This is a genomic window from Haemophilus sp. HMSC71H05, assembly GCF_001838635.1.
In the GTDB taxonomy this organism is placed as follows: Bacteria; Pseudomonadota; Gammaproteobacteria; order Enterobacterales; family Pasteurellaceae; genus Haemophilus_D; species Haemophilus_D parainfluenzae_R.
Genome location: NZ_KV838026.1, coordinates 387,312 through 402,863 on the forward strand (window position 1 = coordinate 387,312; position 15,552 = coordinate 402,863).

The 15,552-nt window shown below is 38.8% G+C and carries 10 protein-coding genes; 6 read left to right on the plus strand and 4 right to left on the minus strand.

Translation table 11 applies throughout. The features are described from left to right. Positions 1-17 precede the first annotated feature (17 nt). Both HMPREF3279_RS03270 and HMPREF3279_RS03275 read left to right on the plus strand, forming a co-directional pair. Complete coding sequence (locus tag HMPREF3279_RS03270; RefSeq protein ID WP_070868059.1) at positions 18-533, plus strand: hypothetical protein; 516 nt, start codon at positions 18-20, stop codon at positions 531-533. Further along, positions 502-2,490 (plus strand): TonB-dependent receptor plug domain-containing protein, encoded by a 1,989-nt coding sequence (locus HMPREF3279_RS03275; RefSeq protein ID WP_070868060.1) that lies wholly within the window; start codon positions 502-504, stop codon positions 2,488-2,490. Before HMPREF3279_RS03270 ends, HMPREF3279_RS03275 begins: the two co-directional genes overlap by 32 nt. Positions 2,491-2,541: 51 nt before the next feature. Here HMPREF3279_RS03275 and hldE read toward each other — a convergent pair whose 3' ends face one another. Continuing rightward, the gene (hldE, locus tag HMPREF3279_RS03280; RefSeq protein ID WP_049384092.1) at positions 2,542-3,972 is read right to left on the minus strand and encodes a bifunctional D-glycero-beta-D-manno-heptose-7-phosphate kinase/D-glycero-beta-D-manno-heptose 1-phosphate adenylyltransferase HldE; all 1,431 of its coding nucleotides are present in this window, start codon (positions 3,970-3,972) and stop codon (positions 2,542-2,544) included. Positions 3,973-4,069: 97 nt separating this feature from the next. Here hldE and HMPREF3279_RS03285 point away from each other — a divergent pair, with 97 nt between their 5' ends. From HMPREF3279_RS03285 to rnb, 4 genes are all read left to right on the plus strand, one after another. Beyond that, positions 4,070-5,005 (plus strand): Kdo(2)-lipid IV(A) acyltransferase, encoded by a 936-nt coding sequence (locus HMPREF3279_RS03285; RefSeq protein WP_049384091.1) that lies wholly within the window; start codon positions 4,070-4,072, stop codon positions 5,003-5,005. A gap of 243 nt (positions 5,006-5,248) precedes the next feature. Further along, positions 5,249-6,004 (plus strand): Nif3-like dinuclear metal center hexameric protein, encoded by a 756-nt coding sequence (locus HMPREF3279_RS03290; protein WP_070868061.1) that lies wholly within the window; start codon positions 5,249-5,251, stop codon positions 6,002-6,004. Positions 6,005-6,089: 85 nt separating this feature from the next. Beyond that, positions 6,090-6,878: an SDR family oxidoreductase gene (locus tag HMPREF3279_RS03295; protein WP_049365990.1), complete on the plus strand. Its 789-nt coding sequence runs from the start codon at positions 6,090-6,092 to the stop codon at positions 6,876-6,878. A gap of 66 nt (positions 6,879-6,944) precedes the next feature. After that, positions 6,945-8,924 carry an exoribonuclease II gene (gene rnb, locus HMPREF3279_RS03300; protein WP_049367407.1) on the plus strand — a complete coding sequence of 660 codons (1,980 nt, stop codon included), beginning with the start codon at positions 6,945-6,947 and terminating at the stop codon, positions 8,922-8,924. 202 nt (positions 8,925-9,126) lie between these two features. Here the strand turns inward: rnb and HMPREF3279_RS03305 are convergent, their stop codons facing one another. Genes HMPREF3279_RS03305 through malQ form a run of 3 tightly spaced genes read right to left on the minus strand, consistent with a single transcriptional unit; the run spans position 9,127 to position 15,377 of the window. Then, positions 9,127-10,791, minus strand: a complete 1,665-nt coding sequence (locus HMPREF3279_RS03305; RefSeq protein WP_070868062.1) for a PTS transporter subunit IIBC — start codon at positions 10,789-10,791, stop codon at positions 9,127-9,129. A 10-nt stretch (positions 10,792-10,801) separates the two neighbouring features. Then, the gene (locus HMPREF3279_RS03310; protein WP_070868063.1) at positions 10,802-11,593 is read right to left on the minus strand and encodes an endonuclease/exonuclease/phosphatase family protein; all 792 of its coding nucleotides are present in this window, start codon (positions 11,591-11,593) and stop codon (positions 10,802-10,804) included. 10 nt (positions 11,594-11,603) lie between these two features. Further along, positions 11,604-15,377: a 4-alpha-glucanotransferase gene (malQ, locus tag HMPREF3279_RS10010; protein WP_083327154.1), complete on the minus strand. Its 3,774-nt coding sequence runs from the start codon at positions 15,375-15,377 to the stop codon at positions 11,604-11,606. Between the last annotated feature and the right edge of the window lie 175 nt (positions 15,378-15,552).

Sequence of the window (15,552 nt, forward strand, 5' to 3'; positions counted from 1 at the left end):
TAGCTAAAGGTGAAAAAATGAAATGGGATGTAATTTATAAGTTTTGCTTGCTTTGCATGCTCATTGCGGGATTGGCTGGCATATTGTTCAGTGGCTTAGGGATCTACTTTCAGTGGCCCATTCAGGGCATATTTCAGTGGCATTTAGGTTCGGCGTTACTGCTTATTTTGGGCGTGGTTTTACACTTCTTTAATCGAAAAAATAAAGCGGTCAAAATTGTGCAACAATTTACCGATTTGGTGACACATAATCGCTATCCCACCTATTGCAATTTAGATCGTTTGATCATGACGTTTGAGCACTTTTCAATTCTGCAAATTGCGGAGCAACTTCAGCTCAACCCTTCGGTTTTATTCACCGAATTAGCTAACGGAAAAATAAACTTCAGCGATGCTAACCGCACTTTGCGAGAAAATTTCCCTCATAATGATGAAAAAATTTTCGCCGCGATCACCATTGCATTGAAGTTACGCTTCAACCCTAACCTAAAAGGATGTTCCAATGGAAAAGAAACTGCTTTGCATCGCCATTAGTTTGGCTTGCTTGCCTGCTTATGCCGAAAATGTATTTACCCTTGGTCAAATTGAAGTCATCGGTGAAAAATCAAGTGATCTCAGCACCGCGCGTATTGACCAGGCTGAATTACAAAAAAATAACCAAGATCGAGTGTCTGATGTAGCAAAAAGCACACCGGGTGTGTTTGTCGAACATGGCGGCGCACGCAACGAATACAACTTACTCGTGCGTGGTTTTAATGCTCGCCGCGTACCGGTATTTATGGATGGTATTCCGGTTTATGTTCCTTATGATGGTGAAATGGACTTGGGGCGTTTTACCACCTTTGATTTATCTCGTATTGATATTTCTAAGGGCGCAAGCTCTGTGCTTTATGGCGCAAATACGATGGGTGGTGCCGTGAATTTAATTTCTAAAAAACCAACTCAACCTTTCGAAGGTTCTATTGGCTATGGCTTTTCACACGGTAAAAGTGGTGGCACCGCAACCAATAAAACAGATTTTAATTTAGGCACTAAACAAGAACTATTCTATGCTCAAATAAGTGGTTCTTTTGTTGAAAAACAAGGCTTACAACTTTCTCATCATTATCAACAAATCAATCCAAAAGGCGATGATGGCGGTCGAGCCGAAAATTCTAAACAACGTGATAAAAAATTAAGTTTGAAAGTTGCTTATACACCAAATGAGCATGACGAATACGCACTGGCGTTCTCCACACAAAAAGGCACCAAAGAATCACCTTTCTATTCTGGATCTGATAGTTTTGAACGCTATTGGCGCTGGCCGATGTGGGATAAAGACAGTATCTATTTCCTTTCCCATACTGAATTTGGCGCCCACAATCTCACGCTAAACACGAAAGCATTTTACGATACCTTTAAAAATGACCTACGTGCTTTTGATGATGCCACATTCAGCACTCAAAAGAAAAAATCAAGCTTTAATAGCTATTACCGTGATTATTCCTACGGTGCAGGCTTTGATTTAGGTGGCGATTTAACCTCCAAAGACCGCTTAAAATTCTCTACCCTCATTAAATATGACGTGCATCGCGAACATAATGATGATGAACCTACCGCAGTCGATAAAGATCGTACCTACAGCTTTGGTTTAGAAAATACTCATCGTTTTAATGAGCAAACCTCACTGATTACTGGTATCAGCTACGATAAACGCGATGCCAGCCGTGCAGAGAAATTTGAAAAACAATGTGTTTCAACTCACCAAAAAAATGCGATTTGCCCGTTTGATATCGGTAACAAACACGCCTTTAATTATCAAATCAAACTTGCCCATCATTTCTCTGAACATGATGAATTTACGCTAAGTTTTGCGAAGAAAACACGTTTTGCCACCATGAAAGAACGTTATTCTCGCCGATTTGGTCGTACTGAGCCGAATCCATTCTTAAGCCCAGAAACCGCTTACCATTACGAAGCTAGTTATATGCATACCTTTAGCGATTGGTTAAGAGTGGATAGCGCACTTTTCTATTCTGAAGTAAAAGATGCCATTGAAGAAGTCGCGATTAGCAAAAAACTCAATCAATATCAAAATGTAGGCAAAGAAGCCTTTAAAGGTGCTGAATTAGCCGTGAATCTTTTTGCAACAGATAATTTAACGTTAGGGGCAAATTACACCTATACTCATGCAAAAAATAAAACCCAAGATACCATTGTGAAGAATGTGCCAAAACATAAATTCTTTGCATTTGTTGATTGGAAAATATTACCAAACCTTTCACTTTATGTGAGCCAAGAAGCGGAACATGGCCGTTATTATTTAGATGGCGGTGAAACCGTGAAGCTCTCTGGTTTTGGAAACAGCAATGCGAAATTGATCTATGAACCGGTTTCAGGATTAAGTGTAGAAGCTGGGGTATCAAACCTCTTTGATAAAAACTACGCTTACCAAGCTGGTTACCCAGAAGAAGGACGTGTTTATTTCGGCAATATCCGATATAAATTCTAAAATAAAAAACGGGCAACTTGTAAAAAAGGTTGCCCGTTTTTTATAAAGTTATTAATCTTTCAGCGCTTTGATTTTTTCAATCACATTTGTAGTTGAACAGCCATTTTCGAAATTCAATACTCGAACATCGCCACCATTCGCCCACACTTCTTTGCTGCCTGCAATCTCTTCAGGTTTGTAATCGCCACCCTTTACTAATAAATCCGGTAAAATCTCACCGATTAAACGTTGCGGCGTATCTTCATCAAAAGAAACCACCCAATCCACTGACGCTAAGCCTGCCAATACAGCCATACGTGCATTCAGATTGTTAATTGGACGACTTTCACCTTTTAAGCGTTTGACTGAATCATCCGTATTCACCGCAACAATTAAACGATCGCCAAGTTTGCGAGCATTTTCTAAGTAAGACACATGTCCTGGATGAAGAATATCGAAACAACCGTTTGTCATCACGATTTTCTCACCGCGAGCTTTAGCATGATCGACCGCCATTTTTAATTGGCTTTCTGACATAATACCGAAGCCGGTTTCAGAACGACCATGGATCGCATTCTCTAACTCCACAGTAGAAACCGTTGATGTACCCAATTTACCGACCACAATACCTGCCGCCACATTGGCTAAATAGCAAGATTCTTCAAAAGAACGACCATCTGCAAGTGCAGTAGCTAAGACACTGATTACTGTATCACCCGCACCTGTTACATCGAATACTTCTTTGGCAACGGTTGGCAAATGGAACGGCTCTTGATTTGGACGAAGTAATGTCATACCTTTTTCAGAACGGGTCACTAAAAGTGCGGTCAATTCGATGTCTGAAATTAATTTTAAGCCTTTCTCAATGATTTCTTCTTCAGAATCACACTTACCTACCACCGCTTCAAACTCTGACATATTTGGCGTCAGTAAAGTCGCACCACGATAACGCTCAAAATCTGTGCCTTTTGGATCGATCAAGACTGGTACGTTTGCTTTGCGTGCAATTTGAATCATTTTTTGCACATCTTTTAACGTGCCTTTACCATAATCAGAAAGCACTAACGCACCAAAGTTTTTCACTTCGGCTTCTAATTTCGCAAGCAACTCATGACATTCCACATTTTGGAAATCTTCTTCAAAATCCAAACGAAGTAATTGTTGGTGACGAGACAAAATGCGTAATTTCGTAATAGTTGGGTGAGTATCCAATGCCACAAAATTACAATCAATTTTTTGATGTTGTAATAAATTGGTTAAGGCTGTGCCTGTTTCATCTTGACCAATTAAACCTAAAATTTGCACAGGGACATTAAGAGAAGCAATATTCATCGCCACGTTTGCTGCACCACCTGCACGCTCTTCATTATCTTGTACTCTAACCACAGGAACCGGTGCTTCCGGTGAAATACGATTAGTTGCACCAAACCAGTAACGGTCAAGCATGACATCGCCTAACACTAATACTTTTGCTTGATTAAAATTGGCAGAATATTGAGCCATTTTGAAATCTCTCTGTTGGAATAATAAAAATTTGGCGCAATTTTACCACAACTCAAATTTGCGATAAACTACACGCCGAACTAACCAGAAAAGAATTATGAAAAACGAAAAACTCCCTCAATTTCAACCGTACTTTCTAGCCCCTAAATACTGGGGATTTTGGCTTGGTGTGGCGATTTGGCGAAGCCTTTTGTTACTTCCCTATCCAATTCTACGTCATATCGGCAATGGCTTAGGCTGGCTTTTCTCAAAATTAAAAGTGGGAAAACGTCGTGCGGCGATTGCCCGTCGAAATCTTGAGCTCTGCTTCCCTGAAATGCCCGTTCAAGAACGTGAAGCCATTTTGCAAGAAAACTTACGTGCTGTTGGAATGGCAATTATTGAAACCGGCATGGCATGGTTTTGGTCTGATGCGCGCATTAAAAAATGGTCAAAAATTGAAGGATTAAATTATTTAAAAGAAAATGCCCAAGACGGCATTATCTTTGTTGGTGTCCATTTTCTTACGCTTGAATTAGGCGCGCGTATTGTGGGATTACATCATCCTGGCGTAGGCGTTTATCGTCCCAATGACAATCCTGTACTGGATTGGTTGCAAATTAAAGGTCGTTTACGTTCAAACAAAGATATGCTGAACCGAAAAGATCTGCGTGGTATGCTCAAAGCCTTACGCAAAGGTGAAACTATTTGGTATGCGCCTGATCATGATTACGGACGAAAAAATGCCGTATTTGTGCCTTTTTTTGCTGTAAAAGAAGCGGCTACCACAACGGGTAGTTATTATCTGCTTAAATCTGCACCAAATTGTAAAGTCGTCCCTTTTGCTCCATTGCGTAATAAAGACGGCTCAGGCTATACGGTCAGTATTTCTCCACCAGTAGATTTTTCCGATCTTTCAGATGAAACAGCAATCGCTGCAAGAATGAATAAAGTCGTGGAAAAAGAAATCTTAAAAGATGTGGAACAATACATGTGGCTACACCGCCGATTTAAAACCCGTCCAACTGAGGATGAACCAAGTTTGTATTCATAAGTGCGGTTGATTTTTCATCTATTTTCGAACACAAAAACGACACATCGAAAAATAGGGAAATTTTTCCTTATTTTTTTCTTGATCTTTATATAATTAAATATATAATGAATCTCGTTTTAGATAGTAAACTTGTTTTATTACAAACACTCTACTGGCTAGTGCATTCCCCCCACTCCTTTTGCACTAGCCATTTTTTTTGAAATCTCTTACCATATCTCACCTTTTTCTTTTTTCTTAGAAATCATGAACAATCTAGAACTTGAACGTTTACTCAACGAAAAACTTAGCACAGACAGAATTAACGATTATGCACCTAACGGTTTGCAAGTAGAAGGCAAAGCGGAGATCAAAAAGATCATCACGGGTGTCACCGCAAGCCAAGCACTAATTGATTATGCCGTTGCACAACAAGCTGATGCGGTACTTGTCCACCATGGCTATTTTTGGAAAAGTGAAAATCCATGTATTCGCGGCATGAAAGGCAAACGCATCAAAACCTTACTTGTAAATGATATTAATTTATACGGCTACCACTTACCTTTGGATGTTCACCCGGAATTAGGCAACAACGCAAAACTTGCTCAGTTATTAGGGATTAGCGATCTCCAACCTTTAGAAAATAGCGCAACCAGCATTCCTGTTTGGGGAACGTTAAAAGATCCTGTTACCGCTGAAGAGTTTGCACAACGTATTGAACAAGTGCTTCAACGCAAACCGTTAATTTGCATCGAAAATGGACCGCACTTAATCCGTAAAATTGGTATTTGTACCGGTGGCGGACAAGGCTATATTGATTTAGCGGCAGCACAAGGTTGTGATGCCTTTATTACCGGTGAGGTTTCGGAGCAAACAATTCACTCAGCTCGTGAGCAAGGTATTCATTTCTTTGCGGCTGGTCACCATGCAACAGAACGCTACGGCATTAAGGCATTAGGTGAATGGCTAGCGGCTGAATATGGCTTGGATGTAGAATTTAAAGATATTGATAATCCAGCCTAACTGGTACAAAGTGTGATTGATTGCCGAAAGCACACAAAACAAGTATAATCTCGTCGATTTTTTTAACTCAAACATAGGAGAAAATATGGGTTTCTTAACTGGTAAACGTATTTTAGTAACAGGTCTTGCAAGCAACCGTTCTATCGCTTACGGGATCGCAAAAGCAATGAAAGAACAAGGTGCTGAACTTGCTTTCACTTATTTAAACGATAAATTACAACCACGCGTAGAAGAATTTGCAAAAGAATTTGGTTCTGACATCGTACTTCCTTTAGACGTAGCGACCGATGAAAGCATCCAAAACTGCTTTGCTGAATTAAGCAAACGTTGGGAAAAATTTGATGGTTTCGTACACGCTATCGCATTCGCACCAGGCGACCAATTAGATGGTGATTACGTAAACGCAGCAACTCGTGAAGGCTACCGTATCGCTCACGATATCAGTGCATTCAGCTTCGTTGCTATGGCACAAGCAGCACGTCCTTACTTAAATCCAAATGCAGCATTATTAACCCTTTCTTACTTAGGTGCAGAGCGCGCGATTCCTAACTACAACGTCATGTGTTTAGCGAAAGCATCTCTTGAAGCGGCAACTCGCGTGATGGCTGCGGATTTAGGTAAAGAAGGTATTCGTGTGAATGCGATTTCTGCGGGTCCTATCCGTACCTTAGCAGCATCAGGCATTAAAAACCTCAAGAAAATGCTTTCTGCATTTGAGAAAACCGCAGCATTACGCCGCACTGTTACTATCGAAGATGTGGGTAACTCAGCAGCATTCTTATGCTCTGATTTAGCATCGGGTATTACCGGTGAAATCGTTCACGTAGATGCTGGTTTCAGCATCACCGCAATGGGCGAATTAGGCGAAGAATAATTTTTCGTACAATCTATTTTTAGGCAGGCTTTTCAGTCTGCCTTTTCTCTTTTTTTAAATATAACTATGTTCCAAGATAATCCATTACTCGCACAACTTAAGCAACAAATCCACGATAGCAAAGAACACGTTGAAGGCGTGGTAAAAAGTACTGATAAAGCTTATGGTTTTTTAGAGTGCGATAAAAAAAGCTACTTTATTGCCCCACCTGCAATGAAAAAGGTCATGCACGGTGACAAAATCAAAGCTACCATTGAAAAACAAGGCGATAAAGAGCAAGCTGAACCTGAAGAATTAATTGAGCCAATGCTCACGCGCTTTATTGCCAAAGTGCGATTCAATAAAGACAAGAAATTGCAAGTTTTGGTTGATCATCCAAGCATCAACCAGCCCATTGGTGCGCAACAAGCTAAATCAGTAAAAGAAGAATTACAAGAAGGCGACTGGGTCGTAGCAAATTTAAAAACGCACCCATTACGTGATGATCGCTTTTTCTATGCTACCATCAATCAATTTATCTGCCGTGCTGATGATGAATTAGCCCCTTGGTGGGTGACATTGGCACGTCATGAGCAATCTCGTCATCCGGTACAAGGTGCAGAAAGTTATGAAATGTTAGATCAACAAACACGTGAAGATCTGACCGCACTTCATTTTGTCACGATTGACTCTGAAAGCACACAGGATATGGACGATGCTCTTTACATCGAACCTGTCGAGCAAAATGGTACACAAACTGGCTGGCGATTAGTCGTTGCTATTGCGGATCCAACAGCTTACATTGCATTAGATTCACAAATTGAAAAAGATGCGAAACAGCGTTGTTTCACCAATTATTTGCCAGGCTTTAACATTCCTATGTTGCCTCGTGAATTATCTGATGAATTATGTTCATTAATGGCAAATGAAACTCGCCCTGCATTAGTGTGTTACATTGAAACGGATCTTGCAGGTAACATCACGGCTAAACCGAATTTTGTGTCTGCTTATGTGCAATCTAAAGCGAAATTAGTCTATAACAAGATCTCAGATTATTTAGAACAAGTACCGGATGCATGGCAACCGGAAACACCAAAAATTGCACAGCAAATTGATTGGTTACATCAATTTACTAAAGCACGTATTCAATGGCGTAAAACGCATTCTCTTTTATTTAAAGAGAAACCGGATTACTCCTTTATTCTCGCTGAAAATGGCAAAGTGAAAGAAATTAAAGCGGAATATCGTCGTATTGCAAATCAAATCGTGGAAGAATCCATGATTATTGCTAATATCTGTGCGGCTCAATTCTTAGCTGAACAAGCGCAAACCGGTATTTTTAATACACACTCTGGGTTTGATAAGAAATTCTTAGAAAACGCACATAATTTCTTAATGGCAAATTTAGCTAATGAAGAAAATCAAGCCGAGCTTGCTGAACGCTATTCGGTAGAAAATTTGGCAACCTTAAAGGGTTATTGCCAAATGCGTCATGATATTGAACCGATTGAAGGTGACTATTTAGAATTCCGTTTACGTCGTTATTTAACCTTTGCGGAATTTAAATCAGAACTTGCTCCACATTTTGGGCTTGGATTAGAAGGTTATGCAACTTGGACATCGCCTATCCGTAAATATTCCGATATGGTGAACCATCGTTTAATTAAAGCCGTGCTCACACAGCAAGCTTGTGAAAAACCACAAGATGAAGTCCTTGCTCGCTTACAAGAAGCCCGTCGTCAAAATCGCTTGGTTGAACGTGATATTGCAGACTGGTTATATTGTCGCTATCTTGCTGATAAAGTCGCAGAAAATGCTGAATTTGATGCAGAAGTGCAAGATGTGATGCGTGGTGGTTTACGTGTCCAATTATTGGAAAATGGCGCATCTATGTTCGTACCGGCCTCCACATTGCATCCAAATAAAGATGAAATGCAAGTGAATGCTGATGAATTGGCACTGTATATTCAAGGGGAACGCCGTTACAAAATCGGTGATTTAGTGAAAGTGAAACTTACCGAGGTTCGAGAAGAAACTCGCAGTATTATCGGTCAGTTAATCATTTAATGACCACCTCCCTTCTAACACTAGAAATACCGCTCGTTACACAATGAGCGGTATTTTTTCTAGCGCCGAAGTTGTGACAATATTTTATAGATGGTATCAAATAAAGGAATTTTGGAGATATATTGAAGATATTCAATATCTAGGAGAGGTATATGATATCCCCGCCTTGAAGAGCGGGGATAAAATTAGCATTTAGGTTGAATTACATTTTAGGAATATCAACGCCAGATGAAAGCACGTCTTGAATATCCGATTTTAAGACATCTGCTTTTGGCCCATAAATCGCTTGGATACCAGATCCTTTCACAATAAAGCCCATTGCACCCGCTTGTTTCCAGCTTGCTTCATCACCCACTAAATCTGGATTATGTACAGTGATACGTAAACGTGTCATACAAGCATCAACATCCGCGATATTATTACGTCCGCCAAGTAAGTTGATGATTTGAATAACTTGTGCGCTAGCATTCGCCACTTTTGGTTCATCGCTAGAAGCTTCATCTGAACCTTTTGCATCATAGTTACCATTACGGCCTGCTGTGGCAAGGTTAAATTTCTTAATCATAAAGTTTGCGATAAAGAACATGGCAACGGCAAAGAGGATAGATACCCAAATAAAGTTGAGCACATCCATACCAATGCCTGCTTTAATTGCCATTGGTGTACGCGTTAAGAACTCAATGTTACCGAATGAATGCACACGTAAGTCCACAATATCTGCCATGGCGAAAGCACAACCTTGTACTAAAGCATAAACAATATAAAGTGGTAATGCGACAAACATAAACATGTATTCGATTGGCTCTGTTACCCCTGTTAAGAACACCGCAAGTGCTGATGAAAGGAAAATACCTTTATAGAGTTTTTTCTTGTCTTCATCCACATTGATATACATTGCGAGAGTCAAGCCCATTAAGATACCAGTTGAACCAATCATTTGTCCTACTTTAAATCGAGCAGGTGTCACGGTTGAAAGAAGTTCGTTATATTGGGTTAAGTTACCCGCATCTTTAAGGTTAATTAAGTCAGTCACCCAGGCAAGCCACAGTGGGTCTTGGCCAAATACTTGTTTACCTTGTTGTGCACCGGTTAAGAACTCATAAGTACCGCCTAATGAAGTGTAGTTCATTGGGATAGTCAACATATGATGTAAACCAAATGGAAGCAACAGACGTTCTAAGGTACCATAAATAAATGGTGCTAAAATTGGCGCTGAGTTTTGTGAGTTCGCAATCCATTGACCGAAATGGTTAATTCCAGTTTGAACTAAAGGCCAGAATAGCGATAAAACGATAGCGACTAATACAGAACGATAAATGACAACGAAAGGAACAAAACGTTTACCATTAAAGAAAGTGAGTACTTCAGGTAATTTACGGAAATTGTAGTAACTATTGAAGGTTGTTGCCCCCACAAAACCCGCAATAATACCGACGAATACCCCCATATTCAACGCAGGCTGTCCTAGAATATTCACAAAGTAATGTGCAACTGGGATTTCTCCTGCAAATACGGTACTTACGTGAGCATTTGGATCGGCTAGCATTTCAATCTTCACACCGAAAAAGTGACCAGTGATTAAGTTAATTAAAATGAAAGCAAGGCCCGCTGCAAATGCCCCACCTGCTCGCTCATTTGCCCAGCTACCACCAATTGCTAAAGCAAATAATAAATGAAGATTACCGATAATCCCCCAACCAATTTGAGCGATAATGTTTCCGACACGCGCTAGCCATTCTGCGTCACTAATCAAAGGCAGTGAGTTACCAATACTCACCATTAAACCCGCTGCTGGCATAACGGCAATCACAACCATTAGGCATTTACCGAATTTTTGCCAAAACTCAAAACTGAGTAGTTTTTTCATATCAATCCTCCTACAAGATGAGATCTACTTCTACGCCAAAATGGTCGGAAACAATCGGTTTATTTTTCCCATTAAAAATAACCTGACTGGATAAAACCTTTTTTGCCTGATTTAAAAAAATATAATCTAATCGCTTTTCTTGACTATGGCCTTTCCAGCCGTCAATCGCTTTCTCTACAGTGATGCCACTATCCTTCTGTTCTGCCATTTCAAATGTATCGAATAAGCCTAAGGATTTAATTTGTTGGTAAGCTTGCTGGTCGCTTATTGCATCAGTATTGAAATCGCCCATCAAGATTTTAAGATTCGCACTTTGACTCCGTTCTACAATATAACGAACATTATCGAGTTGGTTTTCCCCATCACAATTTGGCAAATTGATATGGCAAGAATAACATTCAATTAACTGTCCTTGATATTCTACCGTCAAGCCAATGATTTTACGCGAAAGAATTGAGTCAAGACGTTGATGTTGGCTACAATAAAACGCATCAACATCATAAACAGGCAAACGGGTTAAAAACGCAATGCCTTCATCATATTTATCGTAACCAATATGCGAATTGCTCCAAAAAAGCGAATATTTTTGTGCAACGCGTTGATTGATTTTATTCAACAGAATGACACCATAGTTATCTTGCTTTAATGTTGGCGAAATCGCAGAAGCCGACATCAATTGATTAACCTCTTGTAAGGCAATGATGTCATAGCCCTTTTCTACAATAGTATCAGCAAGAATCTCTATTTTTTCCGCTTGGTTAGCTTCTAACCAAGCGTGTACATTCAGGGTAAGTAGTTTCATTGCTTCCCCCTTAGCCCTCACAATGCCAGATGTCTGCATTATATTGAGCAATAGTACGATCTGATGAGAAAAAGCCCGCTTTTGCGATATTGTGAACTACTTTCTCATTCCAACTATCTTGATCTTCATAATCTGCTAAGATTTGTTCTTTCGCGTCGACATAAGCATTAAAGTCAATTAACGTCATAAACCAGTCTTTATTTAATAACTCGTTATAAAGACGTTCTAAACGTGTTTTATTACCTAATTTCACCACCGCAGGATTAAGAATAAAATCAACCGCTCTTTTAATCTCTTTGTCGTTTTCATAATACTCTTTTGAAACATAACCTGCTGTTTCATAAAGTTTAATAATGCTTTCTGAGTCTTTACCGAATGTATAGATATTTTCAGCACCTGCTAATTCTGCAATTTCAACATTAGCGCCATCCATTGTGCCTAGTGTTAACGCCCCATTAAGCATAAATTTCATATTCCCTGTACCGGAAGCTTCTTTAGAGGCAAGTGAAATTTGCTCTGAAATATCGGTTGCAGGAATCAGTTTTTCCGCTACGCTCACATTATAGTTTTCCACCAAATGCACGTTTAAATACTTATTCACTTTAGGATCATTATTGATTAACTCAGATAAGCAAAGAATTAAATGAATAATATCCTGTGCAATCACGTAAGCTGGTGCGGCTTTTCCACCAAAAATCACCGTAATTTTACGTTTTGGTAATTTACCCGCTTTAATTTCTAAGTATTTATGAATCACATAAAGCGCATTCATTTGTTGGCGTTTATATTCATGGAAACGCTTAATTTGCGTATCAATGATTGAATTTTCATCTAAATCAATACCTTTATTTTCTTTAAGGTACGCTTTTAATGCTAATTTGTTTTCAAACTTAATTTTCGCTAATTGTTGATGAACCTTTTTATCATCTTTAAAGGCTAACAATTTTTCTAATTTCGTTGCATCATGCAAATACTCATCGCCAATCAATTCTTTAATATAAGCAGCTAATGGTTGGTTAGAAAACTCTAACCAACGGCGGAAGGTAATGCCGTTTGTCTTATTATTAAATTTTTCAGGATATAACGCATAGAACGCTTTAAGCTCTGAATTTTTCAAAATCTCCGTATGTAATGCCGCCACACCATTCACAGAATTTGAAAAGTGGATGTCCATGTGCGCCATATGCACACGTTTTTGTTTATCAATAATTTGTACGGCAGGATCTTTATACTCGGCACGCACTAATTTATCTAATTTTTTAATGATCACCACTAAATGCGGCACCACTTCATCTAAATAAGCGAGTGGCCATTTTTCTAATGCTTCAGCCAAAATTGTATGGTTTGTGTAGCCCACCATCTTACGTACAATTTCAACGGCTTCTGCAAATTTAATCTGATGTTTTTCCGTTAATAAGCGAATTAATTCAGGAATCACCATTGAAGGGTGAGTATCGTTGATCTGAACATACGCATAATCGGCTAAATCATGTAAATTACTGCCACGTTCAATCGCTTCATCAATTAATAATTGTGCTGCATTTGATACCATGAAGTATTGTTGATAAATACGCAGTAATTCCCCATTTTTATCTGAATCATCTGGATAAAGGAATAATGTTAGATTTTCTTCAATTGCAGTTTTATCAAACTCGATACCTTTTTTAATCAGTTTAGGATTCACTGATTTAATATCAAATAAATTGAGATAGTTTTTTGTGTCTTTCTTATAACCTAGAATATCAATACGATCTAATTTAGAAGTTAACGTAAATTTCTTAAATGGCACCTCATAGCTAATATCCGTTGGAATTAACCAAGAGCTATCTTCAATCCAGTCATTAGGCTCAGCATGTTGTTCATTCTTTTTAAAGACTTGTTTGAACAACCCATAATGATAGTTTAAACCTACCCCCTCAGCATTTAAGCCAAGCGTAGACATTGAATCAATAAAACAAGAAGCCAAACGACCTAACCCACCATTTCCTAAAGACGGTTCTGGCTCAATATCTTCAATATGGCTTAATGATTTACCCGCACTTTCTAATTCCGTTTTGATGTCTTGATACACACCAAGGTTAATCAGGTTATTAGAAAGTAATTTACCAATTAAGAATTCTGCAGAAATATAATAAACCTTACGTTTACCTGTGTTTTTAGGTTTATCTGCAGAGAGTGTTTTCACGTAATTTAATAATTGAATATAAGTTTCTTTATCGCTTAATTGTTCAAGCGATTTATTGGTTTTGTTTTTTACAAATGTACTAAATTTAATCATAGGGATTTCCTGATTAGCACGTTGATATAACGTGGTCATTTTGGCTAAAAAGTCTTTTTTATCTTGTGTTAAATCAGATTTCTGCATTCTCCATTGCCAGTTTCCACCAATTGTTGACGGAACATTCATTCTTGAACTCGCAGGTGAATCTAAAATATCTTGCATCGTTGCAATCGCAGTATTGTTGACCGTTGCAAAGAGCTGACGAATCATTGCTTGGCAAATCGACTCATCATTATGACGGTGCGTATAATCATTGATATATTGCTGCTGTTGGGTGGTAAGACCGTTATACCAACCATTGGTCACATCATTATCATGCGTGCCTGTATAAGCAATAGAATGTGGTATGCAATAATGCGGGCTATCTAAGCTTTTTCCACTGACATCTTCAAAGCCAAATTGCAAAATCTTCATGCCTGGATAATTACAATCTGTAAGTAGCTTTCTGGCTTTTTCATCAATATTACCTAAGTCTTCAGCAATAATCGGCAAATCGCCTAGTTGTTCTTTAACCACTTTGAATAAGTTATAACCCGGACCAGGCTGCCAACTACCGTATTTAGCAATATCAGCTTTTCCATCTACTTGCCAATAATCGGAGAAACCTTTGAAATGGTCGATGCGGAGTACATCATAAATCTTGAAGCTTTCTTCAATGCGGTGAATCCACCAAGTATAGCCTTGTTTTTTATGTTCTTCCCAATCGTAAAGCGGGTTGCCCCAAAGCTGCCCCGTTGCACTGAATTGATCGGCAGGAACCCCCGCGACAAAAAGCGGATTGCGTTCTTTATCTAATTGGAAGAGTTCTGGTTTTGTCCAAACTTCTACGCTATCTGCCGCCACATAAATCGGCATATCACCGATAATCTTAATGCCCTTTTGATTCGCGTAATCTTTTAATTCGCCCCATTGTTTGAAGAAGAAATATTGCGTCACTTTAAAGTACTGAATTTGATCCGCTAACATGGTGCGATATTTTTCTAATGTTTTTGGATCACGCGCTACCGCTTTTTTATCAGCCCATTTTTGCAATGCTTGATTGCCGAAATGCTCTTTAATTGCCATAAACTCAGCAAAATCATCCAACCATAATTGGTTGTTTTTCTCAAAACTCTTGAAATCAGCTTGGAATGATTGATTCGCTAAAAAATTTTTCACGGCTGTTTCTAAAATCGGACGGCGCGCATAGAAGATACGCTCATAATCCACGCTAGTTGAATCATCACCAAAATTAACCGATGCATAATCCGCTTCTTTCAACAAACCCATTTGAGTTAATAAGTCAAAATCAATAAGGTGAGTATTGCCTGCAATTGCAGAGAAAGATTGATAAGGAGAATCACCATAACTGGTGGTGGTAAGTGGAAGAATTTGCCAATAAGTTTGTTTAGTTTCAACTAAAAAATCGACAAAATCATAAGCCGATTGCCCAAAGCTACCAATCCCGAATGCATTTGGTAGTGAGGTAATGTGCATAAGAACACCACTTGAACGAGTAAGCATAATATTTCCTCTAGGAAGTTATATTTTGGCACATTCTAACCTAAGCGTATTTTTATGCAACAACTTATACGTAAAAGTTTAAAACATTTTCATAAAAATATGACTAATATCACATTTTATACGTATAACATTTATGATTTTATGATATGCTATGGCGAAACCTATGGAACGAACG